Origin of the sequence: Micromonospora sp. NPDC049900, assembly GCF_044461025.1 — a bacterium.
GTDB lineage: Bacteria > Actinomycetota > Actinomycetes > Mycobacteriales > Micromonosporaceae > Micromonospora.
The window spans coordinates 570,692-596,519 of the sequence record NZ_JBITKM010000002.1; the positions used below are offsets into that span (position 1 = coordinate 570,692).

General features: G+C 72.6%; 24 protein-coding genes. 2 read left to right on the forward strand and 22 right to left on the reverse strand.

All coding sequences use genetic code 11. From position 1 onward, the window contains the following. Positions 1-4: 4 nt before the first annotated feature. From ACIBMZ_RS07055 to ACIBMZ_RS07075, 5 genes are all read right to left on the reverse strand, one after another. Entirely contained in the window at positions 5-1,696 is a 1,692-nt protein-coding gene (locus ACIBMZ_RS07055) for a ribonuclease J (RefSeq protein ID WP_396691656.1), read from the reverse strand. 52 nt (positions 1,697-1,748) lie between these two features. Beyond that, positions 1,749-2,675: a 4-hydroxy-tetrahydrodipicolinate synthase gene (dapA, locus tag ACIBMZ_RS07060; protein WP_396691657.1), complete on the reverse strand. Its 927-nt coding sequence runs from the start codon at positions 2,673-2,675 to the stop codon at positions 1,749-1,751. An 81-nt stretch (positions 2,676-2,756) separates the two neighbouring features. After that, on the reverse strand, positions 2,757-3,500 hold the full coding sequence (gene thyX / locus ACIBMZ_RS07065) for an FAD-dependent thymidylate synthase (protein WP_396691897.1): 744 nt from the start codon (positions 3,498-3,500) through the stop codon (positions 2,757-2,759). A gap of 200 nt (positions 3,501-3,700) precedes the next feature. Further along, positions 3,701-4,285 (reverse strand): DUF2752 domain-containing protein, encoded by a 585-nt coding sequence (locus tag ACIBMZ_RS07070; RefSeq protein WP_396691658.1) that lies wholly within the window; start codon positions 4,283-4,285, stop codon positions 3,701-3,703. Further along, entirely contained in the window at positions 4,282-5,511 is a 1,230-nt protein-coding gene (locus ACIBMZ_RS07075; protein WP_396691659.1) for a winged helix-turn-helix domain-containing protein, read from the reverse strand. The genes ACIBMZ_RS07070 and ACIBMZ_RS07075 overlap by 4 nt, the downstream gene beginning before the upstream one ends. Positions 5,512-5,590: 79 nt before the next feature. On the opposite strand from ACIBMZ_RS07075, the gene ACIBMZ_RS07080 reads away from it, so the two are divergent. After that, a complete protein-coding gene (locus tag ACIBMZ_RS07080) occupies positions 5,591-6,142 on the forward strand; it encodes a GNAT family N-acetyltransferase (RefSeq protein WP_396691660.1) in 552 nt (183 codons plus the stop codon). Here ACIBMZ_RS07080 and ACIBMZ_RS07085 read toward each other — a convergent pair. After that, positions 6,041-7,348 carry a glycosyltransferase family 87 protein gene (locus ACIBMZ_RS07085; RefSeq protein WP_396691898.1) on the reverse strand — a complete coding sequence of 436 codons (1,308 nt, stop codon included), beginning with the start codon at positions 7,346-7,348 and terminating at the stop codon, positions 6,041-6,043. The genes ACIBMZ_RS07080 and ACIBMZ_RS07085 overlap by 102 nt on opposite strands. Before the next feature lie 35 nt (positions 7,349-7,383). Between ACIBMZ_RS07085 and ACIBMZ_RS07090 the strand changes: the two genes are divergently transcribed. Then, complete coding sequence (locus ACIBMZ_RS07090) at positions 7,384-8,007, forward strand: GNAT family N-acetyltransferase (protein WP_396691661.1); 624 nt, start codon at positions 7,384-7,386, stop codon at positions 8,005-8,007. 451 nt (positions 8,008-8,458) lie between these two features. Here ACIBMZ_RS07090 and dapB read toward each other — a convergent pair whose 3' ends face one another. The 16 genes from dapB to rimP all read right to left on the reverse strand — a co-directional run bounded on the left by dapB (position 8,459) and on the right by rimP (position 25,691). Then, a complete protein-coding gene (dapB, locus tag ACIBMZ_RS07095) occupies positions 8,459-9,232 on the reverse strand; it encodes a 4-hydroxy-tetrahydrodipicolinate reductase (protein ID WP_396691662.1) in 774 nt (257 codons plus the stop codon). A gap of 71 nt (positions 9,233-9,303) precedes the next feature. Further along, complete coding sequence (locus ACIBMZ_RS07100; protein WP_396691663.1) at positions 9,304-10,692, reverse strand: M16 family metallopeptidase; 1,389 nt, start codon at positions 10,690-10,692, stop codon at positions 9,304-9,306. A gap of 100 nt (positions 10,693-10,792) precedes the next feature. Next, positions 10,793-13,147, reverse strand: a complete 2,355-nt coding sequence (locus ACIBMZ_RS07105) for a polyribonucleotide nucleotidyltransferase (protein ID WP_396691664.1) — start codon at positions 13,145-13,147, stop codon at positions 10,793-10,795. 226 nt (positions 13,148-13,373) lie between these two features. Beyond that, positions 13,374-13,643 carry a 30S ribosomal protein S15 gene (gene rpsO / locus ACIBMZ_RS07110; protein WP_117226670.1) on the reverse strand — a complete coding sequence of 90 codons (270 nt, stop codon included), beginning with the start codon at positions 13,641-13,643 and terminating at the stop codon, positions 13,374-13,376. Positions 13,644-13,813: 170 nt separating this feature from the next. Then, positions 13,814-14,743: a bifunctional riboflavin kinase/FAD synthetase gene (locus tag ACIBMZ_RS07115; RefSeq protein ID WP_396691665.1), complete on the reverse strand. Its 930-nt coding sequence runs from the start codon at positions 14,741-14,743 to the stop codon at positions 13,814-13,816. 52 nt (positions 14,744-14,795) lie between these two features. After that, positions 14,796-15,638 carry a tRNA pseudouridine(55) synthase TruB gene (gene truB, locus ACIBMZ_RS07120; RefSeq protein WP_396691899.1) on the reverse strand — a complete coding sequence of 281 codons (843 nt, stop codon included), beginning with the start codon at positions 15,636-15,638 and terminating at the stop codon, positions 14,796-14,798. Between the two features lie 123 nt (positions 15,639-15,761). Continuing rightward, complete coding sequence (locus ACIBMZ_RS07125; RefSeq protein WP_396691666.1) at positions 15,762-17,111, reverse strand: MATE family efflux transporter; 1,350 nt, start codon at positions 17,109-17,111, stop codon at positions 15,762-15,764. A 563-nt stretch (positions 17,112-17,674) separates the two neighbouring features. Then, positions 17,675-17,884 carry a DUF6186 family protein gene (locus ACIBMZ_RS07130; protein ID WP_396691900.1) on the reverse strand — a complete coding sequence of 70 codons (210 nt, stop codon included), beginning with the start codon at positions 17,882-17,884 and terminating at the stop codon, positions 17,675-17,677. Next, positions 17,884-18,291: a hypothetical protein gene (locus ACIBMZ_RS07135; RefSeq protein WP_396691667.1), complete on the reverse strand. Its 408-nt coding sequence runs from the start codon at positions 18,289-18,291 to the stop codon at positions 17,884-17,886. The genes ACIBMZ_RS07130 and ACIBMZ_RS07135 overlap by 1 nt, the downstream gene beginning before the upstream one ends. Positions 18,292-18,356: 65 nt before the next feature. Next, on the reverse strand, positions 18,357-19,352 hold the full coding sequence (locus ACIBMZ_RS07140) for a bifunctional oligoribonuclease/PAP phosphatase NrnA (protein WP_396691901.1): 996 nt from the start codon (positions 19,350-19,352) through the stop codon (positions 18,357-18,359). Positions 19,353-19,546: 194 nt separating this feature from the next. Beyond that, positions 19,547-20,041 (reverse strand): 30S ribosome-binding factor RbfA, encoded by a 495-nt coding sequence (rbfA, locus tag ACIBMZ_RS07145; protein WP_396691668.1) that lies wholly within the window; start codon positions 20,039-20,041, stop codon positions 19,547-19,549. A 142-nt stretch (positions 20,042-20,183) separates the two neighbouring features. After that, the gene (locus ACIBMZ_RS07150; RefSeq protein WP_396691669.1) at positions 20,184-20,477 is read right to left on the reverse strand and encodes a DUF503 domain-containing protein; all 294 of its coding nucleotides are present in this window, start codon (positions 20,475-20,477) and stop codon (positions 20,184-20,186) included. Between the two features lie 90 nt (positions 20,478-20,567). Then, entirely contained in the window at positions 20,568-23,558 is a 2,991-nt protein-coding gene (infB, locus tag ACIBMZ_RS07155) for a translation initiation factor IF-2 (RefSeq protein WP_396691670.1), read from the reverse strand. 153 nt (positions 23,559-23,711) lie between these two features. Beyond that, entirely contained in the window at positions 23,712-23,981 is a 270-nt protein-coding gene (locus tag ACIBMZ_RS07160; protein WP_396691671.1) for a YlxR family protein, read from the reverse strand. A 16-nt stretch (positions 23,982-23,997) separates the two neighbouring features. After that, positions 23,998-25,041: a transcription termination factor NusA gene (gene nusA, locus ACIBMZ_RS07165; protein WP_396691672.1), complete on the reverse strand. Its 1,044-nt coding sequence runs from the start codon at positions 25,039-25,041 to the stop codon at positions 23,998-24,000. After that, on the reverse strand, positions 25,038-25,691 hold the full coding sequence (gene rimP / locus ACIBMZ_RS07170; protein WP_396691673.1) for a ribosome maturation factor RimP: 654 nt from the start codon (positions 25,689-25,691) through the stop codon (positions 25,038-25,040). The genes nusA and rimP overlap by 4 nt, the downstream gene beginning before the upstream one ends. Positions 25,692-25,828: the final 137 nt, after the last annotated feature.

Consider the following 25,828-nt stretch of genomic DNA (forward strand, 5'->3'; position numbering starts at 1 on the left):
CGGTTCAGACTTCGACGACAGTGGGCACGATCATCGGCCGACGCCGGTAGGCGTCGTTGACCCAGCGGCCCACGGTGCGGCGGACGATCTGCTGGAGCTGGTGCGGGTCGGTGATGCCGTCCGCGGCGGCCCGGTTGAGAGCCTCGGTGACCAGCGGGATCACCGCGTTGAACGCCTGCTGGTCCTCCGAGAAGCCCTTCGCGGACACGGTCGGCCCGGCGACCACCTTGCCGGTCACCGAATCCACCACCACGGTCGCGGCGATGAACCCGCCGTCACCGAGGATGCGACGCTCGGTGAGCAGCGACTCGCTGACGTCACCGACGGCCAGACCGTCGACGTAGACGTACCGGCTCTTGACCCGCCCGACCAGGCTGGCCCGCCCCTCCACCAGGTCGACCACGTCGCCGTCCTCGCAGAGCACCACCCGGTCGGCCGCCACCCCGGACTCGATGCCGAGGCGGGCGTGCGCCCGCAGGTGCCGCCACTCCCCGTGCACCGGCATCAGGTTGCTGGGCCGCACCACGTTGAGCAGATAGAGCAGCTCACCGGCGGGAGCGTGACCGGAGACGTGCACCTTGGCCACGTCCTTGTGCACCACCACCGCACCGGCCCGGGCCAACCGGTTGATCACCCGGTAGACCGAGGTCTCGTTGCCCGGCACCAGCGACGAGGCCAGCACCACCGTGTCGCCCGGGGCGATCGTGATGTGCCGGTGGTCGCCGCTGGCCATCCGGCCCAGGGCGCTCATCGGCTCGCCCTGCGACCCGGTGGACATCAGCACGATCTGCTCGGGCGGCATCGACGTGGCCTCGTCCAGACCCACCACCAGACCCGCCGGGATGTTGAGCAGCCCCAGGTCACGGGCGATACCCATGTTGCGGACCATGGACCGGCCGATCAGCGCGACCTTGCGGCCGTGCTCCAGCGCCGAGTCGAAGACCTGCTGCACCCGGTGCACGTGCGAGGCGAACGAGGCGACGATGATCCGGCCGCGCGCCTTCGCGAAGATCGAGTCGAGGACCGGGCCGATCTCCCGCTCCGGGGTGACGAAGCCGGGGATCTCCGCGTTGGTGGAGTCCGACAGCAGCAGGTCCACACCCTCGGCGCCGAGCCGGGCGAACCCGGCCAGGTCGGTGATCCGACCGTCCAGCGGAAGCTGGTCCATCTTGAAGTCGCCGGTGTGCAGGACCAGGCCCGCCGGCGTACGGATGGCCACCGCCAGCGCGTCCGGGATCGAGTGGTTGACGGCGAAGAACTCGCACTCGAACGGACCGAGCCGCTCCCGGCCGCCCTCGCGCACCGTCAACGTGTACGGCTGGATCCGCCGCTCCGCCAGCTTCGCCTCGACCAGTGCGAGGGTGAACTGGGAGCCCACCAACGGGATGTCCGGCTTGTGGGCGAGCAGGTACGGCACCGCGCCGATGTGGTCCTCGTGGCCGTGGGTCAGCACGATCGCCTGGATGTCGTCGAGCCGGTCGAGGATCGGACCGAAGTCCGGCAGGATCAGGTCGACGCCGGGCTGCTCCACGTCGGGGAAGAGCACGCCGCAGTCGACGACCAGCAGCTTGCCGTCGTACTCGAAGACGGTCATGTTCCGGCCGATGGCGCCGAGCCCGCCGAGCGGAATGATCCGCAGTCCGCCCTCCGGCAGCGGCGGGGGAAGTTGGGCCTCCTCGTTGTGCGCCTCGGTCACGCGTTCACCTCATTCTGCGACGCCGTCACCCGGCGTCCGTCGTGTCGTTTGATCATTCGGGCAGCGGTAGCCCGGCCGCCGCGCAGTCGGCGCGGAGCTGGGCGAGCTGGTCTTCGGTGGCTTCCACGAGCGGCGACCGGACCGGCCCGGCGGGCAGCTTCGACGCGTTCAAACCCGCCTTGACCAGGATCGTGCCCTGGGTACGGAAGATCCCGGTGAACAGCGGCAGCAGCCGACGGTGCAGGGCGAGCGCGGTCGCGGTGTCCCCCGCGTCGTACGCCTCGATCATCCGCTTGGTGTCGGCCCCGGTGAAGTGCGTCGAGGTGCCGACCACGCCGACGCACCCGACCGCGAGCGCGGGCAGCGTGAAGGCGTCGTCGCCGCTGTAGAACGCCAGGTCCGTACGGCTGGTCACCCAGCTCGTCGCGGTGATGTCGTTCTTGGCGTCCTTGACCGCGACGATGCGGCCGTGCTCGGCGAGCCGGACCAGCGTCTCGGTCTCGATCGGCACCCCGGCGCGGTGCGGGATGTCGTAGACCATCACCGGCAGGCCAGTGGAGTCGGCCACCTCGGTGAAGTGACGCAGCAACCCGGCCTGCGGCGGCTTGTTGTAGTACGGGGTCACCACCAGCAGCCCGTGCGCACCGGCCTTCTCCGCGGTGGCGGCCAGCTCGACGGTGTGCCGGGTGTCGTTGGTGCCGACCCCCGCCACCACCCGGGCCCGCTCACCGACGGTCTCCACCACGGTCCGGATCAGGCGTTCCTTCTCCGCGTCCGTGGTGGTCGGCGACTCGCCGGTGGTGCCGTTGACCACCAGCGCGTCGTTGCCCTGCTCGGTCACGAGGTGGTCCGCGAGTCGCGCGGCGCCGTCGAGGTCGAGCGCACCGTCGGCGGTGAACGGGGTCACCATCGCGGTGAGCACTCGTCCGAAGGGGCGGGAGGCCGCCCGGACCGGTGTGTCAAGGTGGTCGTGCGTCATGGTGACAACCTAGCGGACGGCCGGCGGTCGGCCGCCGGGGAAGGCCTCAGGACCCCTCGGTGAGCGGAAGGGCTCTCCCGCTCAGGATGCCGCGATGTGTGGGCTCGCCGCCACCTCGGTGCCATCGGCGAGGGTCGAGACGACGAAGTCGGCGAACACGTTCGGCGCCACCCGCTGCAACTGCCGCAGGCACTCCACCGCCAGCTCCCGGATCTCCACGTCGGCGTGCTCGGTGGCCCGCATACCGATGAAGTGCCGCCAGGCGCGGTAGTTGCCGGTCACCACGATCCGCGTCTCGGTGGCGTTCGGCAGCACCGCCCGCGCAGCCTGCCGGGCCTGCTTACGCCGCAACGTCGGGTTGGGCTCGTCGGCGAAGTGCTGCTCCAACCCCGCCAACAACTCGTTGTACGCCCGCACGCTCGCCTCGGCCGCCTCGACGAACCGCTTGTGCAGCTCCGGGTCCTCGGCGATCACCCTCGGCTCCACCATCGCCGCGTCCCGCTCCGGCACGTACCGCTGGGACAACTGCGAGTACGAGAAGTGCCGGTGCCGGATCAGCTCGTGCGTGAACGACCGGGAGACCCCGCTGAAGTAGAAGCTGACCGACCCGTGCTCCAGCACCGAGAGGTGCCCGACCTCCAGGATGTGCGCGAGGTAGCCGGCGTTGGTGGCGGTCGCCGGGTTCGGCTTCTTCCAGCTCTGGTAGCAGGCCCGCCCGGCGAACTCCGCGAGCGCCTGTCCCCCGTCCGCGTCGGTCGACCACGGCACGTCCTCCGGCGGGTCGAAGTGGGTCCACGCGATCAGCTTGACCTGGGGCTGCACCATCTCCGGCATTCCTGCGACTGTAGTTGGCCCACCCATCACCCCCCACCCCCACCCCCACCCACCACCCCACGCCTTCCCACCCCGCCGGCCGCGTTGATCAAGAGCTTTCGGTCACGGACGACGGCGTTAACGACCAAAACTTCTTGATCACGCGGGGCAGGGGTGCAGGCCGTGGGGGGGGTGGGGGGGTGGGGTGGGGGTTAGACGTAGAGGGCGGTGAAGGGGGGCCAGGGGAGGTTGCGGACCACCGTGAAGGCCAGCCAGGCGGCGAGGAAACCACCGATCAGCCTCGGACCGACGCGCAGCTCGGGCAGGCGCCAGCCGAACGCCTGCTTGCCGGCCCAGGCGACGAAGAAGTACGCCAGGAACGGCAGCGCGAAGACGAAGAGGAAGTGGTGCCGCGCGGCAGCCGGCAGGTCGGCCTGCAGGACGTACCAGAGTGCTCGGGTGCCGCCGCAGCCGGGACAGTCCAGGCCGGTGGTGAGTTTGAGCAGGCAACTGGGCAGCGCGTCCGGCGCGGAGCGGGTCGGGTCGCTGATCAGCGCGTACCCGATGCCGGCGGCGACGCACCCGACGGCGGCCAGCGGCACCACCCAGCGCGGGGTGCGCGCGTGCAGGCGCGTGACGAAGCGGGTGAGGCGGTCGGGCTCGGCGATCGGCGGGTAGTAGCCCGGCGGATAGCCGCCGGGATAAGTCCCCGGATGACCGCCGGGGTGGTCCCCCGGATGGCCGGCGGGCGGGGGTGGCTGGGCGCCCGGTCGGTCAACGCTCGTCACGTTGCTCACCGTACACCTGCCACGCCCAGCAGCGCGGCGGCCAGCGGCGCGGCCAGGTCACCGGCGGAGGGCGGAGCGACCGCGTCCAGGCCGAGCCAACCGGCGAGCCGGTACAGCTCGGCGGCGAGGGCCACGGCGGTCTCCCCCGGGTCGGCGCCCGGCTCGACCCAGGCGGCCGGCACCAGCAGCACCCCGGCCTTGCGGTCGGCCTTGAGGTCGACGCGGGCGGTGAACCGCTCCCCCTGCCGGAACGGCAGCACGTAGTAGCCGTACACCCGCTGCGGCGCGGGCACGTAGATCTCGATGCGGTAGGTGAAGCCGAACAGCCGCTCGGTGCGGCCTCGTTCCCAGACCAGCGGGTCGAAGGGGCTGACCAGGGTGTTGCCGCGGACCCAGCGGGGCACCCGGGCCTGCGCGTGCAGCCAGGCCGGCTGCCGCCAGCCCGGCACCGTCACCGGGCGCAGTTCCCCGGCCTCGACCAGCTCGGCGACCGCCTGCCGGGCACCGGCCACCGGCAGGCGGAAGTAGTCGCGCAGCTCCACCTCCGCGGCCACCCCGAGCGCGCGGGCGGCGACGCCGACGAGCGTGCGGTACGCCTCGGCGTCGCTCGGCGTCGGTGCGTTCAGCACCTCGGCGGGGAGCACCCGTTCGGGCAGGTCGTAGCGGCGGGCGAAGGAGGTGGTGCGGTCCGCCGCGCACACCTCGCCGGCCCAGAAGAGGTATTCCAACGCCTGCTTGACCGCCGACCAGTTCCAGCCCCAGTTGCCGGTCTCCCGGGGCGCGTCGTGTTCGATCTCGGCGACGGTCAGCGGGCCGCGTGCGGCCACCTCGTCGCGGACCCAGGCCACCAGGGCGGGCTGCTCCCGGGCGATGCGGCGCATCCCGCCCCAGGCGTCGGTGTGTGCCCGCGCCATCCGCCAGCGCAGCGCCGGATGCAGGCCGACCGGCACCAACGACGCCTCGTGCCCCCAGTACTCGAACAGGTCACGTGGCCGGCGGTAGGCGGCGGTGTCGAGCAGCGCGGCCGGGTACGGCCCGAGCCGGCTGTAGAGCGGCAGGTAGTGCGCGCGTTGCAGCACGTTCACCGAGTCCATCTGGATCAGACCGACGCGGTCGAGCACCCGCCGCAGGTGACGGCGGGTGGGCACCCCGGTGGGCGGCGGGTCGGCGAAGCCCTGTGCGGCCAGCGCCACCCGGCGGGCCTGGGCGAGCGAGAGCGATTCCGGTGCGACCATCGCAGCGCAGGCTACGTCACCCGTACGACACCGGTGCGGACACTGGACCTGACGCCGCGCGCCGCCTAGAACTGGAGCCATGCCCACCATCCGTCGGGAGGAACCCGAGGACGCCGAGGCGATCGCCCGAGTGCACGTGAGCGGCTGGCAGGCCGGGTACGCCGGGATCATGCCGGACGAGGTGTTGGAGCGGCTCAACCCGGTGGCCTGGGCGCAGCGCCGCCGGGCCCTCGGCACGGCCGACCCGGAGCACCCGTTCACCACCCTGCTCGCCGAGGTCGACGGGGCGTTGGCCGGGTTCACCACGTTCGGGCCGTACCGCAACGACCAGGACCGGGGCGACCTCGACCCGACGTACGGCGAGGTGCTGGCGCTCTACGTGGCACCTGCCCACTGGGGCGACGGCACGGCTGCGGCGCTGTTCACGGCCGCGCACGACGGCCTGCGGGAACGCGGCTGGTCGGAGTACCGGGTGTGGGTGCTGGCGGACAACCACCGGGCCCGCCGGTTCTACCAACGAGCCGGTCTGTCACCGGATGGTGCGGAGTCGACCTATCCGGTGCCACTGTCCGGCGGGCGTCCGCCGATCGGGCTGGTCGAGTTGCGGTACACCGGTCGCCTCGACGGCTGACCGCGCGACCGGCGTCGACGGGCCGCCCCGGCCCGGCGTTCCGTCCCGGCGGCCCAACGGCAGGAAGGCCAGCAGCGCCAGGCTGATCCAGACGTACGTGTTGCCGAACAGGAAGCCGTCGACCCCGCTGAAGTCCTGCTCCCACGCCCAGACGATCCGACTGGTCAGGAAGCCGTACCCGACGGTGGCGGCGGCCAGCAGCAGGCGGCGTCGGCGGCTACGCGACGGAGCGGCCATGCCGTGATCCACCAGCAGCACCAGCCCCGGCAGCAGCCAGACCAGGTGGTGCACCCAGGTGACCGGGCTGACCAGGCACATCACCGCTCCGGTCAGGGCCAGGCCAGCCGCCTCGTCACCGACCGCCACGGCGGCCCGCGACCGCCAGATCCACACCACGACCGTCGCGACCACCAGCGCCAGCCAGGCCAGCGTGCTGGGGCTCTGCGGGTCGAGCCGGGCCACCACGCCGCGCAGCGACTGGTTGGAGACGAAGGCCAGCTCGCCGACCCGGCCGGTGTTCCACAGGGCGGAGGTCCAGAACTCGCGGGAGGCGTCCGGGAACAGCGCGGCGGCCAGCACGGTCGCTCCGGCGGCGGTGCCGGTGGCGGTGAGCGCCGCCCGCCAGCGGCCGGTGACCAGCAGGTAGACCAGGAAGATGCCGGGCGTGAGCTTGATCGCGGTGGCCAGGCCGATGCCGACACCGGCCCACCGGCTGTCGCGCGGCAGCAGCCGCAGCAGGTCCACCGCGACCAGGAACAGCAGCAGCGTGTTGACCTGACCGAAGTTGATGGTCTCGCGCATCGGCTCGAACGCGGCGGCCAGGCAGAGCGCCACCGCGAAGGCGAACCAGCGGGTCCAGCCGGCGCGCCGGGACACCGGGTCCAGCAGCCACCAGATCAGCACCGCGGCGGCGGCCACCCCGGCGGCGACGCTCACCGCGATCGCCCCGTGCCAGGGCAGGTACGCCATCGGCAGCATCACCAGCGCGGCGAACGGCGGGTAGGTGAAGCCGTACTGGGTGCCGGGCTTGAGGTAGTCGTAGATCTCACCGCCGTCGTGCACCCACCAGACCAGCGCGCCGCGATAGACGTGCAGGTCGAAGAAGCCGTGCCGGACCGCCGCCACGGACAGGAACGCGGTCACCGCGACGGCGAGTACGACCACTGCGACGACCTGTCCGACCGTCCGCCTGGCACCCTGCGCCACCGTCGCCTCCCTCACCCTGCGTAGGCTGTCGTCCCATGGCTCTGGGGTTTGTCCGCCCGGCGCGTCCGGAGGACGCCGCCGAGATCGCCCGCATCCAGCTCGCGACCTGGCGGGTCGCCTACCGGCGGCTGCTGCCCCGGCACGTGCTGGAGAACCTCGACGAGGCGTGGCTCGCGCGGCGGTGGGACGCCGCGGTGCGCCAGCCGCCCGGCGACACCCATCGGGTGCTGGTCGCCGTCGAACAGGCCGAGCAATCGTATCTGGTGGGCTTCGCCGCCTCCGGGCCGGTCGACGCGGAGGCCCTGGCCCCCAACGAGCCGGCCGACACGCTCGGCACCGGCGTGGTGGCGGTGACGGACCTGCTGGTGGAGCCGCGCTGGGGTCGGCGCGGGCACGGCAGCCGGCTGCTCGCCGCCAGTGTGGACCTGTGGCGGGAGTCCGGCTTCACCCGGGCGCTCGCCTGGGTCTTCGAGGGCGACGAGGCGTCCCGGAAGTTCCTCGGCGCGGCCGGTTGGGAGCCCGACGGGGCGGGCCGGGCGCTGGACGTGGACGACATGCTGGTGCCGCAACTCCGCCTGCACGTGGCGGTGCCCACCGAGGCGGGCGAACCCGGCGAACCGGCCGCCCCTCCCGCCGCCCCGCCCGCCGAGGCGGACTGAGCGGCCTTCGGACGGCCAGGCCCGGTGACGACCGTCGCTCGGACGCACCGCTACCCCGGCGACCGTCGCTCGACCGTCGCCGGCCCTATTCCGACCGGCCACGATCCGCCGGTGCCCCCCGACGGAGACGTACTGCCACCCCGGTGCCTGTCGAGCTGAGAGCAGAGACGGATCACCGATTGCCCACTCGGCAGCGAGCAACCAGCGACGGCCCGCCCGGCAGCGACGGCCCGCCCGGCAGCGACGGCCCGCCCGGCAGCGACCGATCACACGTAGCCGACCGACGGTGACGGGCGGCCGACCGGGCAGCGATAGCGCAGACGGTTCAGCTCGACAGGGCCCGACGCAGGGGTAGGACACCGCCTCGGTCCGTCACGACGGCCTCGGTCCGTCACGACGGCCTCCGTCCGGGAGGGGCCCGCGTCGCGCGTCCCGGCCGCCCGGGCCGGGCTCAGTCGAGCAGCGGGTCCAGGCCGAGGGTCAGCCCGGGTCGGCTGGGCACCGCGCGCACGGCCAGCAGCACGCCGGGCATGAACGAGACCCGGTCGTACGAGTCGTGCCGGATGGTCAGCGTCTCGCCGGTGGTGCCGAAGAGCACCTCCTGGTGGGCGAGCAGGCCGGTGGCCCGGACCGCGTGCACGCGTACCCCGTCGACGTCGGCGCCCCGGGCACCGGGCACCTCGTCGGTGGTCGCGTCCGGCATCGGGCCCAACCCGGCCTCGGCGCGAGCCGCGGCGACCAGGCGGGCGGTGTGCGTGGCGGTGCCGCTGGGCGCGTCGAGCTTACGCGGGTGGTGCTGCTCGACGATCTCGACGGACTCGAAGTGCCGGGCCGCGCGGGTGGCGAACTGCATCATCAGCACCGCGCCGATGCCGAAGTTCGGGGCGATCACCATGCCCAGCTCCGGCCTGCCGCCGAGCCACTCCCGCACCTGGTCCAGCCGCTGCCCGGTGAAGCCGGTGGTGCCGACGACCGCGTGCACGCCCTGGTCCACGCACCAGCGCAGGTTGTCCATCACCACGTCCGGGGTGGTGAAGTCGACGACCACCTGCGCACCGGCCTCCGCGACGGCGGTCAGCGGGTCACCCTGGTCGACCGTGGCCACCAGTTCCATGTCGGCGGCGCCGTCGACGGCCTTGCACACCTCGAGGCCCATCCGGCCCCGGGCACCCAGCACACCGACCCGGATCGGCCCGGTCGCGCCCTTCTCCTGCTCGTCAGTCACGCGGCACAACCTATCCCAATCGGGACGGCGGCACCCCGGGGGTACGACGGTCGCACCCCCGGGCGGCCGGGTCAGGCGACGAAGTCCGACTCGCCGAACGGACCAACCACGGCCAGCGACATGGGTCGGCTGAGCAGGTCGGCGGCGAGCGCGTTGACCTCGTCGAGGGTGACCGCGTCGACCCGGCGCAGCAACTCGTCGACCGGGACCAGGTCGCCGTAGAGCAGCTCCCCCTTGGCCAGCCGGCTCATCCGCGAGCCGGTGTCCTCCAGGCCGAGGACGAACGAGCCCTTGCTCATCCCCTTGCCCCGGGCCAGCTCGGCCTCGGTGACGCCCTGCGCGGCGGTACGCGCCAACTCGGCCCGGGTCAGCTCCAGCACCTCCTGCACCCGGCCCGGGGCGCAGCCGGCGTACACGCCGAACAGGCCGGTGTCGGCGTACTGGCTGGCGTAGGAGTAGACCGAGTACGCCAGGCCGCGTCGCTCGCGGATCTCCTGGAACAGGCGGCTGGACATGCCGCCACCGAGCACGTTGTTGAGCACGCCGAGGGCGAAGCGGCGCTCGTCGAGCCGGTCGATGCCGGGGCTGCCGAGCACCACGTGCGCCTGCTCGGTCTCCTTGGCGTGGACGACCACGGTGGCGGTCTCGGTGCGTACCGCCGGGGTGGTCGGCCGGTGCGGCGCGGGCGTCGCCGGGTCGGTGTCCAGCGGGCTGTCCTTGAGCGCCGACCGGACCAGCCGGACCACGGTCGCGTGGTCGAGGTTCCCGGCGGCGGCGATGACGATCTGCGGCGCGACGTAGCGGCGGCGGTAGAAGCTCTGGATCTGCCGGCGGGTCATCGGCGTCACCGTCTCCGCCGTGCCGGAGATCAGCCGGCCCAGCGGGTGGTCGCCGTAGACGGCCCGGGTGAACAGGTCGTGTACCTCGTCGCCGGGCTCGTCGTCGTGCATGGCGATCTCTTCGAGGATGACGCCCCGCTCGGTTTCCACGTCGGCCGGTTCGATCAGGGAGTCGGCGACCAAGTCGCACATCACGTCGATGGCCAGGGGCAGGTCCTCGTCCAGCACCCGGGCGTAGTAGCAGGTGTACTCCTTCGTGGTGAAGGCGTTGGTTTCCCCGCCGACCGCCTCGATCGACGAGGAGATCTCCAGGGCGTCCCGTTTGTGGGTGCCCTTGAACAGCAGGTGCTCCAGGAAGTGGGCGGCACCGGCCTGCGGCCCCGTCTCGTCCCGCGAGCCGACCGCCACCCAGATGCCGAACGAGACGCTGCGCATCGCCGGAATCGCCTCGGTGAGGACCCGCAGCCCGCTGGGCAGCACCGTGCGGCGCACCGTACCGCCCAGTGGGTCGTCACTCAACGTCCTGGTCACCGCCCGGGTGGTCGCGGCGGCGTGCCGGACGCCGGACGGTGTCCCTCCCGGTCGCGCCGTGGGCGGGGACGAACGGCGGGTCCGACTCACGGCAACCTGCTTCCAAGTACGACGAGGGGTGGTGGATCACGAACCGGCCGGGCGACGGTGTCGCCCGGCCGGTCAGCGGTGCGGTACTCCTAAACGGCGATCAGCTGTGCCGGGTGCGGCGCCGCGGACGGGAGTCCCCGCCGCCCTCGCCACCCTCCGGGCCACGCCCGCCCCGGTCGCCACCGCGCTCGCGGTCGCCCCGGTCACGCGGAGCCCGGTCGCCCCGGTCGCGGCCGGCCGGCCGCTCGCCACCGGCCTCGGCGGCGGGCGCCTCAGCGCCCTCCGGCCGGACCTTGTCGAGGTAGATCTTGCCGCGCTGGTCGATGTCGGCGATCTCGACCTCGACCCGGTCGCCGACGTTGAGGAAGTCCTCGACCTTCTCGACCCGCTTGCCGTCGCCCACCTTGGAGATGTGCAGCAGACCGTCGCGGCCCGGCAGCAGCGAGACGAACGCGCCGAACGGCGCGGTCTTGACGACCGTGCCCAGGAAGCGGTCGCCCATCTTGGGCAGGGTCGGGTTGGCGATCGCGTTGATCCGCTCGACCGCGGCCTGCGCCGACGGGCCGTTGGTGGCGCCGACGTAGATGGTGCCGTCGTCCTCGATGGAGATCTCGGCGCCGGTCTCGTCCTGGATGGCGTTGATGGTCTGGCCCTTCGGGCCGATCACCATGCCGATCTTGTCGACCGGGATCTTCACCGTGGTGACCCGAGGCGCGTAGTCGGACATCTCGGCCGGGGCCTCGATCGCCCGCTGCATCACGTCGAGGATGGTCTGCCGGGCCTCGTACGCCTGCTGGAGCGCGGCGGCCAGCACGTCCGACGGGATGCCGTCGAGCTTGGTGTCGAGTTGCAGGGCGGTGACGAAGTCCCGGGTGCCGGCGACCTTGAAGTCCATGTCGCCGAAGGCGTCCTCGGCACCGAGGATGTCGGTCAGCGTCACGTACTGGGTCTTGCCGTCGACCTCGTCGGAGATGAGGCCCATGGCGATGCCGGCCACCGGCGCCTTCAGCGGCACACCGGCGGAGAGCAGGCCCAACGTCGAGGCGCAGACCGAACCCATCGAGGTGGAGCCGTTGGAGCCGAGGGCCTCGGAGACCTGCCGGATCGCGTACGGGAACTCCTCGCGCGACGGCAGCACCGGGATCAGCGCCCGCTCCGCCAGCGCGCCGTGCCCGATCTCGCGGCGCTTCGGCGAGCCGACCCGGCCGGTCTCACCGGTCGAGTACGGCGGGAAGTTGTAGTTGTGCATGTAGCGCTTGGACTTCTCCGGGGAGAGGGTGTCCAGCGCCTGCTCCATGCGCAGCATGTTCAGCGTGGTGACGCCGAGGATCTGGGTCTCGCCACGCTCGAACAGCGCCGAGCCGTGCACCCGGGGCAGCACGCCGACCTCGGCGCTCAGCGGACGGATCTCGCGCGGGCCACGTCCGTCGATGCGGACCTGCTCCCGCAGCACGCGACCGCGCACCTCGGACTTGGTCAGCGAACGGAAGGCGGCCGACAGCTCCTTCTCCCGACCCTCGAAACGCGGGCCGACCTCGTCCAGCAGGCGGGCCTTGACCGCGTCCAGGGCCTCCTCGCGGTCCGCCTTGCCGGCGATCTGCAGAGCCTCGGCGACGTCGGCGCGTGCGAACTCGGCGACCGCGTCGTACGCGTCGTCCTGGTACTCCAGGAAGACCGGGAACTCGGCGACCGGCTTGGCGGCCACCTCGGCCAGCTCGCTCTGCGCGCGGCACAGCTCACGGATGGCCGGCTTGGCGGCCTCCAGGCCGCTGGCTACGACCTCCTCGGTGGGTGCCGGGGCACCGTCGGCGACCAGCTTGACGGTGTGCTCGGTGGCCTCGGCCTCGACCATCATGATCGCGACGTCGCCGTCGGCCAGGGCGCGACCGGCCACGACCATGTCGAAGGTGGCGCGGCTCAGCTCCTCGTGGGTCGGGAAGGCGACCCACTGGCCGTCGACGTGGGCCATCCGGGTGGCCCCGATCGGGCCGGAGAACGGCAGGCCGGAGAGCTTCGTCGACATCGAGGCGGCGTTGATCGCCACCACGTCGTACGGGTGCTGCGGGTCGAGCGCGAGGATGGTCTCGACGACCTGGACCTCGTTGCGCAGGCCCTTGACGAACGAGGGACGCAGCGGCCGGTCGATCAGGCGGCAGGTGAGGATGGCGTCCTCGCTGGGGCGACCCTCACGGCGGAAGAACGAGCCGGGGATCCGGCCCGCGGCGTACATCCGCTCCTCGACGTCGACGGTCAGCGGGAAGAAGTCGAACTGCTCCTTCGGCTGCTTGCCGGCGGTGGTGGCGGAGAGGACGACCGTCTCGCCGAGCTGGGCGATGACGGAGCCGGCGGCCTGACGGGCCAGCCGACCGGTGGAGAAGGTGATCTCACGGGTGCCGAACGACCCGTTGTCGATCACGGCGGTGCGGACTTCGGTGCCGAGTTTGGTCTCGGTCATGGTGCTGTGGTGCTCCTTCGCATCGGGGGCCACGACGCGGGAGCTGTACGGACGGCCGGTCTTCGATCGAAGCGCCCGGTACCACCGGCGAACTGCCGGGGCCTCCGGAGGCCACTACCGGAGACCGGTACGCCGACGGCTCCCCTTGTCTCAGGTGCGCGCGGCCCGTGTCTCGGGTGGGACGCCGACGGGGGGAGTGGCCCAGCGGGCCACTCCCCCCGTCACGTCACCGACGCAGACCGAGTCGCTCGATGAGCGACCGGTAGCGGTTGATGTCCTTCTTCTGCACGTAGTTGAGCAGCCGACGGCGACGGCCGACCAGCAGCAGCAGCCCACGGCGGCTGTGGTGGTCGTGCTTGTGCACCTTCAGGTGCTCGGTGAGCTCGGCGATCCGCTTGGTGAGGACCGCGACCTGCACCTCGGGCGACCCGGTGTCACCCTCGGCGGTCGCGTACTCCTCGCGGATCTTGGCCTTGGCCTGCTGGTCGAGCGCCATGTTCTCCCTGTTCTGATGGGTTGTCGATACGGTTCGTCGGGCCGGGCTAGGGCACCGGCGACGAACGGCCCTCGCGTCCGCGGCGTCGAGCAGGCAGCGAGGCCCCACGTCGGTCAGCCGACGTCCACGCCAGCCTACCAGCACCTGGTCCGGATCGTCCTGGCGAGCCCTCAGCCCAGCGCCCGGCGCGTCTGCGCGACGTCCTCGGTGATCTGCGCGACCAACGGTTCGATCGCGTCGTACCGGACCTGCCCGCGCAGGCGGGCGACGAAGTCCAGGGCGAGTCGCTCGCCGTACAGGTCGCCGTCGAAGTCCAGCGCGTACGCCTCGACCCGCCGCTCCCGGCCGGAGAAGGTCGGATTGGTGCCGATCGAGACGGCGGCGGCCAACGGGTGCGGCTGTCCCCGACGGATCAACCGGGCCGCGTAGATGCCGTCCGCCGGCACCGCCGCGTACCGGTGGCAGAGCAGGTTCGCGGTGGGGAAGCCCAGCTCCCGACCGCGCTGGTCACCCCGGACGACGATCCCCTCCAGCCGGTGCGGACGGCCCAGCGCGACCGCTGCGGCGGGCACGTCCCCCGCGTCGACGCAGGAGCGGATGTAGGTCGAGGAGAAGACCGTGCCCGCCTCGGAGACCAGCGGAGCGTCCTCGACGGCGAAGCCGAACGTACGCCCGAGCCGGTCGAGCAGCGCCACGTCCCCGGCCGCCCGGTGCCCGAACCGGAAGTTGTCCCCCACCACCACCAGGGCGGCGTGCAGGTGCGCCACCAGCACGTCGTGCACGAACGCCTCGGCGGGCAGCCGGGAGAACTCGGCGGTGAACGGCACCACGCAGAGCACGTCCACGCCGAGCGACTCGATCAGCTCCGCCTTGCGGGCCGGTTCGGTGAGCACCGCCGGGTGCGAGCCGGGCCGGACCACCTCGGCCGGATGCGGGTCGAAGGTGACCACCACCGACTGCACGCCCAGCTCGCGGGCCCGGGCCACGGTGTGGCCGATGGTCGCCTGGTGCCCCTTGTGCACGCCGTCGAAGACGCCGATGGTGACGACGGACCGCCCCCACCCGCCGGGCACCGCGTCGAAGCCCCGCCACCGCTGCATGCTTGTTCCTCCGCTAGTCCGCCCGCCCGCACCGACCGGGCCGGCACCGCCGTCAGGCCGGGGCGAGCACGATCTCCGCACGGGCCCGGCCACCCCGCTCGCTGACGATAGCGATCAACCCACCGGCCGGATCGAAGACCGCGTAGGGTCCGGCCAGCCCGACCGGCTCCAGCGGCCCGCCGTGGGAGAGCACCTTCGCCTCGTCGGCGCCGGCGTCCCGGCGGGGGAAGAACCGGGCGGCGGCGACCGCGAGCGGCACCCCGACCACGTCGGGCGCGCGCTGCTCCAACTCGTCGAGGGTGGCGGCCTCGGCCAGGGTGAAGCCGCCCACCGCGGTCCGGCGCAGCGCGGTCAGGTGCCCACCGACCCCGAGCGCCAGGCCCGCGTCGCGTGCGATCGCCCGGATGTACGTACCGGTGGAGCAGGACACGTCGACGTCCACGTCGACGACGTCCGGCTGGTCGCGACGTATCGCCGACACGGCGAGGCGGGCTACGGTGACCCGCCGGGCCGGCAGCTCGACGTTCTCCCCCGAGCGCACCCGCTTGTACGCCCGCTGTCCGTCGATCTTGATGGCGCTCACCGCGCTCGGCACCTGGTCGATCTCGCCGGTCAGGTCCGCCAGCGCGGCGTGGATCGCCTCGTCGGTGAGGGTGCCGGCGGGCGTGGTGGCGATCACGTCGCCCTCCGCGTCGTCGGTGACCGTGGACTGGCCGAGGCGGACGGTGGCGGTGTAGCTCTTGTCCGCTCCGATCACGTACGTCAGCAGCCGGGTGGCCCGGCCCACACCGAGCACCAGAACCCCGGTGGCCATCGGGTCGAGCGTGCCGCCGTGGCCGACCCGCCGGGTCCGCGCGAACCGGCGGATCCGCGCCACCACGTCGTGCGACGTCATGCCGCCGGGCTTGTCCACCACGATCAGACCCTCAGTGCTCACGACGTGCAAGCCTGCCAGACCGCCGGCGTCCGCCCGACACCGGACGACCGGCCGGAGACCGGATGGCCGATCCGTCGACGCTCACGCGACGGCGTCGACCGGCCGCTTCTCGTCCCGGACCGCGCCGGTCACCGCCCAGGCGCCGCTGCGCAGCCGCAGCACCAGACCGACCAGCCGGACGACGACGAACAGCATCAGGCCCGCCCAGATCCCGCCGAGGCCGAGGTCGAAGGCGTAGGCGAGCCAGATCGCCGGCAGGAACCCGCCCAGCGCACCGGCCACGGTCAGATTGCGCAGATAGCGGATGTCACCGGCACCGATCAGCACCCCGTCCAGGGCGAACACCACCCCGGCCAGCGGCAGCATCGCGACGAACCACGGCCAGGCCACCATCGCCTGCGCGTGCACGGCGGTGTCCGGGGTGAACAGGGCCGGCACCACGCCGGCACCGGCCGCCACCAGCACCCCGAACGCGGTGCCGCAGACCGCGCCCAGCCAGGCGACCCGGCGGGCCAGGGCCCGCGCCACCGCCGCGTCACCACCGCCGAGTGCCGCACCGACCAGCGCCTGCGCGGCGATGGCCAACGCGTCGAGCACCAGCGCGGCGAAGAACCAGAGCTGCACCGCGATCTGGTGGGCGCCGACTACGGCGGCACCGAACCGGGCTGCCACGGCGGTGGCCGACAGGAAGCTGACCTGGAAGGCGACGCCCCGGATCAGCAGGTCACGGCTGAGCACGAGTTGCTGGCGGATGACCCGGAGGTTCGGGCGCAGCGGCGACCGCTCGGAGATCAGCGCGCCGACGAAGAGCACGCCACCGATGGTCTGGGCGATCGCGTTGGCCACCGCCGAGCCGGTCAGCCCCATCCCCACCGGATAGACGAGCACCGGGCAGAGCACCGCGGAGAGCAGGTTCGGACCGACCACGAACATCAGCGGTCGTCGAGTGTCCTGGACGCCCCGCATCCAGCCGTTGCCGGCGGCGGCGAGCAGCAGGCCGGGCGCACCGAACGCGGCGACCCGGAGCCACTGCCCGGCGGCCTCGCCCACCTCACCGCCGCCGGCGAGAGCGCCGGCCAGCGCGCCGCCACCGAACTGCATGGCGACCACGACCAGCAGCCCCACCCCGAACGCCAGCCAGGAGGACTGCACGCCCTCGGCCACCGCGGCGGCCCGGTCACCGGCGCCGAAGCGGCGGGCGGCCCGGCCGGTGGTGCCGTAGGCGACCACGGTGCCCAGCCAGGCGGTCAGGGTCATCACGGTGCCACCGACCGCCACCGCGGCCAGCGGCACGCGGCCCAGGTGACCGACGACCGCGGTGTCGACGAGGACGTAGATCGGCTCGGCGGCCAGCACGACGAGGGCCGGCAGGGCGAGGGCGGCGAACCGGCGCGGTGAGGCGACACGGCCGGCTACGGAGGTCTGGCTCATCGCCGCCGATCCTGGCACGCGATGTGTAAGGAGAGCAAGCTCCTGTGCCACTTACCCGAGCGGGGCGTCCGCCAGGACAGTGGAAGCACAGGCGACGGGTCGGTACGCGGACGGTGGCACAGGCCGCCCCGGGACCGTCAGCCGGTCCGAGGCGGTGACGCCTCACGCGCGATGCGGCTCGGCGTCACCGCCGGGCGCGTACGGTCACTGACGGGTGTCCATCGAGGTCTGCAGGGCGCGGCGGGCCTGCTCACGGGCCTCGTCGGTGGTCTCGGTCTTGGGCTTGGCGGGCATGGCGGACCCCTTCCAGGGCGCGCGCCGACTGGCGCGACGGCATCACGGGCGGTGTACGACAGGCACCCGGAACCGGCCCCAGGATCACCGGAGCTATGGACGGGTGGTGTGGTGGTTGGCCCGGGTCGGTCGACCCTGGAGGGGAAGCGACGCCGGGTAGGGCTCCGCTCCCGTGACCCGCGCCACAGCAGCACCGGTCTATTCCCAAGTTATCGTTCAGGTCCACATGGTGCGTGCTGTTCCCGCCATCTGGACCGGTCGGATCCCGGTCACCTGGCCAGGAAGTGCCAGCCCACCCACCACCAGAAGCCGAACATGCCGATCCGGCCCACCGGCACCGGACCGACCTCGTAGCGCATCACGTAGGCGCACATCTCGCCGAGCGTCGGGATGCGCGAGCCCTCCCGCCGTGCCATCCACTCGACCACCGCGAACAACACCAGACCGACCAGGAACCCGCCGATCGCCAGATAACGCATCATCGGCGCACCAACCCCCAGAACGCCGAGAGCCAGACCAGCCAGGCGGCGGAACGGACCAGTCGGTCCTCCAGCAACGGGTCGGCCAGCAGCGAGAAGGTCGGGAAGTCGTCACCGGCCGCCGCGAAGAAGGTCGCCCCCTCGAACACCCCGAACACCACCACCGGCAGCGTCCACCAGACCGCGCCGGAACCCAGACGCTCGGGTGCCGGGCGGGCCTGCACCCGCTTGGTCAGGCCCAGCCAGATCAGCAGCCCGCCGGTGCCGAAGACGTAGAGGTTGGCCTCCGTGGAGAACGACGGGAACCGGCCGCCGACCAGCGAGAGGGCCACCAGCACCGGTACGCAGACGACCGGCCTCTCCCAGGTCCGGGGAGCGTCGATCGTGAGGTCGTGGGGCTGCTCCATCACTCGATTCTCCCCGTCATCTCCCGGCGGCGGTATGGCAACACTCCCCCGAGCCGGCCCTGAAATCACCCCTCGGGGTCGACACCGCTTCCCGGCCCGGGCACCACCAGCTCGGCGCGTACCCGGTCGACCACCTCGTCCACGCTGCCCCGGCCGGTGAACCCGGCGGCGAGTCGATGCCCGCCGCCGCCCAGCGCGACCGCCACCCGACTCACGTCCACCGCGCCCTTGCTGCGCAGCGATACCGCCCACTCCTGCGGCCCGGTCTGCTTCACCACGCAGCTCACGTCGGCCTCGGCGGTGCAGCGCACCGGGTCGATCAGCGCCTCCAGGACGTACGGCCGCTGGTCGTGCCGGGCCAGGTCGTCCAGGGTCGCGTACGTCCAGACCAGGCCGTGCCCGGCCGCCGCCTCGGGCTCCAACCGGGCGCGGCCGAGCACCTCGCCGAAGAGGCGTACCGCGCCGAACGGCCGGCTGTCGAACACCCGCCGGGAGATCTCCCCCGGCCGGATGCCGGTGGCCAGCAGACGGGCCGCCATCTCGTGCACGGCCGGCGTGGTCGCGTCGAACCGGAACGAACCGGTGTCGGTGCTCAACGCCACGTACAGGCACTCGGCGATGCCCGCGTCCAGCGGCACCTCGAGTCGGGCCAGCAACTCCTCCGCGACCACCGAGGTGGCCGCTGCCGCCGGGTCGACCAGGTTGACGTCGCCGAAACCGGCGTTGGAGGCGTGGTGGTCGAGCACCAGCGCGGTGCCCGGCCCGGCCAGCCGGTCGGCCAGGTCACCGAGGCGCGTTTCGCTGGCCGCGTCGAAGCAGATCACCAGGTCCGGCTCCGGGTCGGCCTCGGTCGCCGGCACCAGCAGCTCCAGTCCGGGCAGACCACGGAAGGGTTCCGGCACCTCCGGCGGCCCCGGGAAGGTCGCCTGCAACCGGCGTACGCCGAGTTGCCGCAGCCCGAGCCCGAAGCCGAGCATGGTGCCCAGCGCGTCGCCGTCCGGGTTGACATGGCAGATCAGCAGCACCCGGCCGTCGGGGACCACCCGGCGGACCGCCGCCACCGCGTCGACCCAGGCGGTCTCGCTCGGCGCGGACCCGCCCGGGTCCGGCGACGTCGCCGTACCCGTCGTGCCTCCGGTGGTCGCCGCGTCCGGGGCGGCGGCACCCGCCGCCCCCTCGGCCGCGCCGGGGCGGGCCGGGCCCGGCAGCGCCGCGCCCGGGCCCGACTCGGTCAGCGCACCGCCGGAGGGGGCGGTCACCGCCGCTCCCCGCTCCGGGTCTCGTCCGTGTCGGTGGTGCCGGTGCCGTTCTCGGCCTCGGGCTCGTCCTCCTCGTCTTCCAGCCGGTACGGCTGGGACTCACCCGCGTACTCGGCCTTGGCGGCGAGGCGCTGCACCTCCGCGTCGGCGGTCCGGGCCGCCGCGAGCAGGTCGTCGATGTGCTTCACCTGGTCCTGTACGTCGTCCAGGACGAAGGTCAACGTCGGCGAGTGGCGCAGCCCGAGCGCCTTGCCGACGGTGCTGCGCAGCATGCCCTTGGCGCTGTCCAGCGCGGCGGCGGTGCCCGCCTGCGCCGCGGCGTCACCGAGCACGGTGTAGAAGACCGTGGCGTCGCGCAGGTCTGCGGTTATCCGGGCGTCGGTGATAGTGATCATGCCGAGCCGCGGGTCCTTGATCTGGCTCCGCACCACCGACGCGACCAGCTCCCGCACCCGCTCCGCGTGCCGACGTACCTTGGCCGGATCCGTCATCTCCGCCACCTCCACGGCGTCCCGCTGCCGGCCGGGACCGGCGACGCCGTCACCGGAGCCCGCACCGACCCCAACACTGGAAACCCTACCCGCGCCACGTGCTCCGGTGCGCGGGGCGGCGGGTGACCGCACCCGCCGCCGATCACTCGTCCGCGCCGTGCAGCCGGCGGCGTACCGACAGCAACTCGACCTCCGGTCGACCGGCCACCAGGCGCTCGCACGAGTCGAGCACCTCACGGGCGTGCGCCGCCTCCGCGGCCACGACCGCCACTCCTATCTCGGCTCGCCCGTGCAGGTCGAGCGCACCCACCTCGGCGGCCGACACCTCGAAGCGGCGCAGCGCCGCCACGATCGGCCGAACATACGATCTCTTCGCCTTCAGCGACCGGGAGTCGCCCGGCAGCAGCAGGTCGAACACTGCGGTTGCGGTGAACATCGCTGCGGACACTACCCGCACCCCACCCCGCATGATCAAGGGGTTTACGCCATCCGGCGTAAACCCCTCGATCAGTGCGTCACTACCGGATCAGGCGCGAACCTTCTCCCGCATCTCGAAGGTCTCGATGATGTCGCCCGGCTGCACGTTGTTGTAACCGGACAGCGTCAGACCACACTCGAAGCCCTCGCGGACCTCGGTCGCGTCGTCCTTGAAGCGCTTGAGCGAGCTGATCGTGATGTTGTCCGCCACGACCGTGCCGTCGCGCAGCAGGCGCGCCTTCGCGTTGCGTCGGATGATGCCCGACCGGACGATGCAACCGGAGATGTTGCCGATCTTGGACGAGCGGAAGACCTCGCGGATCTCCGCGCTGCCCAGCTCGACCTCCTCGTACTCCGGCTTGAGCAGGCCCTTGAGCGCCGCCTCGATCTCCTCGATGGCCTGGTAGATGACGGTGTAGTACCGGATCTCCACGCCCTCGCGGTCGGCCATCTCGCGGACCTTGTTCGAGGCCCGCACGTTGAAGCCGATGATCGTGACCGGCTCGGACGAGGCGCTCGCGAGCATGACGTTGCTCTCGGTGATCGCGCCGACGCCCCGGTCGAGGACCTTGAGCTGGACTTCCTCGGGGATGTCGAGGTTGAACAGCGCGTCCTCCAGGGCCTCCACCGAACCGGAGACATCGCCCTTGAGGATGAGGTTGAGCGACGTCTTCTCGCCCTCCTTGAGCTGCTCCATGAGCGTCTCGAGGGTGGCCCGGCCACGGGAGTTGGCGAACGCCGCCGCCCGCCGCCGCGCCTGACGCTGCTCGGCGATCTGCCGCACCGTGCGGTCGTCCGCCGCGGCGAGGAAGGTGTCACCGGCGCCGGGCACCGCGGTCAGACCGAGGACCATGACCGGACGCGCCGGGCCGGCCTCGGTGACCTGGTTGCCGTTCTCGTCGAGCATCGCCCGGACCCGGCCGTGCGCCCCACCGGCGACGATCGAGTCGCCCGCCCGCAGGGTGCCCTTCTGTACCAGCACCGTCGCCACCGCACCACGGCCCTTGTCCAGGTGCGCCTCGATGGCCACACCCTGCGCCGGCCCGTCGGTCGGAGCGGTCAGCTCCAGCGACGCGTCGGCGGTGAGCAGCACGGCCTCAAGGAGTTCGTCGATGCCGATGCCGGGCTTCGCGGCCACGTTGACGAACATGGTCTCGCCGCCGTACTCCTCGGCGACCAGGCCGTACTCGGTCAACTGCTGGCGGACCTTGTCCGGGTTGGCCTCCGGCTTGTCGACCTTGTTGACCGCGACCACGATCGGCACGTCCGCCGCCTTGGCGTGGTTGAGCGCCTCGATGGTCTGCGGCATCACACCGTCGTCGGCCGCCACCACCAGGATCACGATGTCGGTGACCTGGGCACCACGGGCACGCATGGCGGTGAACGCCTCGTGACCCGGGGTGTCGATGAAGGTGACCGCCCGGTCCTCGCCGTCGTGCGGGACGTGGACCTGGTAGGCGCCGATGTGCTGGGTGATGCCACCGGCCTCGCCGGCCACCACGTTCGCCTTGCGGATCGCATCGAGCAGCTTGGTCTTACCGTGGTCGACGTGACCCATGACGGTCACCACCGGCGCACGGCTGACCAGGCGGTCCTCCGCGACCTCCGCGTCGAGGTCGATGTTGAACTGCGCGAGCAGCTCGCGGTCCTCGTCCTCCGGGCTGACGATCTGCACGTTGAAGCCGAGGTGCTCACCCAGCAGCAGCAGGGTGTCGTCGGAGCACGACTGGGTCGCGGTGACCATCTCGCCCAGGTTGAACATCTCCTGGACCAGCGAACCCGGGTTGGCGTTGATCTTGTCGGCGAAGTCCGACAGCGAGGCGCCACGGGAGAGCCGGACCGTCTGCCCCTGACCCCGGGGAGCACCCGAGCTCATGGTCGGGGCCGACAGGTTGTCGAACTCCTGTCTGCGCTGCTTCTTGGACTTGCGACCACGGGTCGGCTTGCCACCCGGACGCCCGAAGGCACCGGCGGCACCGCCGCCACGGCCACGGCCGCCGCCACCCGGACGACCGCCGCCACCGGCCGGACCGCCCGGCCGGAAGCCGCCACCAGCACCGGCACCGCCGCCACCACCGGGGCCGCCACGGTAACCGCCGCCACCGCCGCCACCACCGGGGCCGCCACGGTAGCCACCGCCACCGCCGCCACCACCGGGGCCGCCACGGTAACCGCCGCCACCGCCGCCACCCGGACGACCGGCACCGCCGCCACCGGGGCGACCGGCACCCGGGCCACCCGGACGACCGGGACGCTGGCTCGGCATGGAGGCCGGGCTGGGCCGCGGCGGCATCGAGGCGGGACTCGGCCGCGGCGGCATCGAGGCCGGGCTGGGCCGCGGACCACCGGCACCGGCGGCCGGAGGCCGCTGCTGCTGGCTGCCCTGGATACCGAAGGGGTTGTTACCGGCGCCGCGCGCCGGCGGGCGACCCTGCCGGCCACCCGGGCCGGGGTTCGGGCCACCGGGACGACCCGCGGCCGGGGAACCCGGGCGGGGCGGCATGGTGCCGGGACCGGGCCGCGGACCCGGACGAGCGCCACCGTCGGCCGGAGGCTCCCGGCGGACGTTCTCGCGCTGCTGCTGGCGGGCGGCCTGCGCGGCCTTGACCGCGGCCTCCTGCTCGGCCTTCAGCGCGGCGGCGCGCGCCTCGGCGGCGGCCACCTCGATGTCGTGGGCACTCGCCGGCTTGGCGACCGGGGTCGCCGACGGCGGAGGGCCGGGAACCGGTGCCTTCGGCTTCGGCCCGGGCATCGCCGGACGCCGTGGCGGCGTCGGCTTGGCGGTCACCCGGGGCTCGCCGGGGGTCGACGGCGGAGTGGGTGCTGCCGCCGGAGCCGGTGCGGCCGACGGCGCAGCCGCCGGGGCACCAGAGCCGCCGGAGGCGACGAACGCGTTACGCAGTCGCCGGGCGACGGGCGCCTCGACGGTGCTGGACGCGGACTTGACGAACTCGCCCATTTCCTTCAGCTTGGCGAGAACGGTCTTGCTTTCGACCCCGAGCTCTTTCGCAAGCTCGTGTACGCGGGCCTTGCCTGCCACTGCACTCCTCACTCCGAGGTCGTGCGGGCAGCACCCGCAGCGACCTCACTCGTGCACTTGAAGCCTGGTCATTTCTGGGACTTCATCGTGTGCTCATGTCGGTCGTCCTACCTTGCTAGCGGCCACACCCGGTCGGATGACCGGACGTGGTGGTTAACGCGTCAGGTACTCCGCGAGGGTGCCGTCATCCGGAACCCCGGCGAGGCGCAGCGCGCGCCCGAAGGCGCGACGCCGCACTGCCTGCGCGAAGCAGGCCGGATCTGGGTGCATGTTCGCTCCCCGACCCGGCATCCTGCGGGCCGGATCGGGTCGAAGGCTGAACCCAGCCTCGTTGCCGACCGCGACGATCCGCAGTAGTTCACTGGCCGGTGCTCGCCGCCGGCAACCCACACAGGTGCGCTCCGGCAGCGCGCGTCGTGCCACTGGAAAGAGTCTACCCCTAGCTACCCGAGACCGCTCCGCCTGGCTCCCGGACCTGATCGGCCCCGGGCCGACCGCCGGAGCCGGACTGTTCCGCGTCGGACCGGATGTCGATCCGCCAACCGGTCAGCCGGGCAGCAAGTCGGGCATTCTGCCCTTCCCGCCCGATCGCCAGGGAGAGCTGGAAGTCCGGCACGGTCACCCGGGCCGCCCGAGCGGCCAGGTCCACCACCTCGACCCGCAGGGCCTTGGCGGGTGACAACGCGTTACCGACGAAGGTGGCCGGGTCGTCGGACCAGTCGATGATGTCGATCTTCTCGCCGTGCAGCTCGCTCATCACCGCCCGGACCCGCTGGCCCATCGGCCCGATACAGGCGCCCTTGGCGTTGACCCCGGCGACGGTGGACCGCACCGCGATCTTCGTACGGTGACCGGCCTCACGCGCGATCGCGCTGATCTCGACCGTACCGTCGGCGATCTCCGGCACCTCCAGGGCGAAGAGCTTCTTCACCAGGTTCGGGTGGGTACGCGAGAGCGTGATCTGCGGCCCGCGCATCCCCTTGGCCACGTGCACCACCACGCAGCGGATCCGCTCGCCGTGGGTGTACCGCTCCCCGGGCACCTGCTCGGACTGGGGCAGCACCCCCTCCAGCTTGCCCAGGTCGACCGTGACGATGCCCTTCTCGGCCCGGGCCTCGTGCGCCTGCACCACACCGGTCACCAGGTCACCGTCGCGGCCGGCGTACTCGCCGAAGTGCACCTCGTCGGTGGCCTCCCGCAACCGCTGGAGGATGACCTGCTTGGCGGTCATGGCGGCGATCCGCCCGAAGTCGTGCGGAGTGTCGTCCCACTCCCGATCCACCGTGCCATCGTCGCCCAGTTCCTGGGCGTAGACCAGGGCCACGCCGGTCTTGCGGTCGATCTCCACCCGGGCGTGCGGCTGCGCACCCTCGGTGTGCCGGTACGCGGTCAGCAGCGCGGTCTCGATCGCCGCGAGGATCGTGTCGAACGGGATCTCCCGCTCGCGCTCGAGTGCGCGCAGCGCCGCGAGGTCTATGTTCACCTCTCCTCGTCCTCCACATCGTCGTCGTCATCGTCGTCGAGGTCTTCTGATTCGGCCAGTTCGTCGAGGCGGCTGAACTCGACCTGCACCCGGCCCGGTCCCAACTCGGGGTACGCCCACCCGGCGCGCTCGGCGTCGGTCTCCAGCACCACGCGCTCGTCGTCGGCCTCGACCACCCGCCCGGTGACCTGCCGGTCGCCGGCCGTCCCGCCGCCGCGCACGGTCACCCGAACCAACCGGCCCACGTTGCGCCGCCAGTGTCGGGGCAGGGTCAGCGGCCGGTCCACCCCCGGCGAGCTGACCTCCAGTTGGTACTCCCCGGCGACGATGTCGCCGCCGGTCTCCTCGGCCGCGTCCAGCGCCGCCGAGACCGCCCGGGACACGTCGGCGACCGCGTCCAGGTTGATGCCGCCGTCGGCATCGACGATCACGCGTACCACGTGCCGCCGGCCGGCCCGGGAGACGGCCAGGTCCTCCAGGTCGTAGCCGGCCTCGGCGACGACCGGCGCGATCACCTCGCGCAGCCGCTCGCGGCGGGCGGACAGGTCGCCCCGACCACCCGGCGCGCTGCGCGGCGCGGGACCACCTCGCGGAGCCTGGCCGCCACGGGGTCGCCCCGTCGTTCTGGTGGCACGGCCACGCTGCGTCATCTGTTGGACCTTCCACTGCTCGTCGGCCGCCATGCCGGTACGCCACCGGTGCGGGCGCGCCGGTGGTTGCGCAGAGCGTAACGCGCCCGGCGGAGGAGAGCCCGGGCGGCGCACCGGCGCCACCGCGCCACACGGCC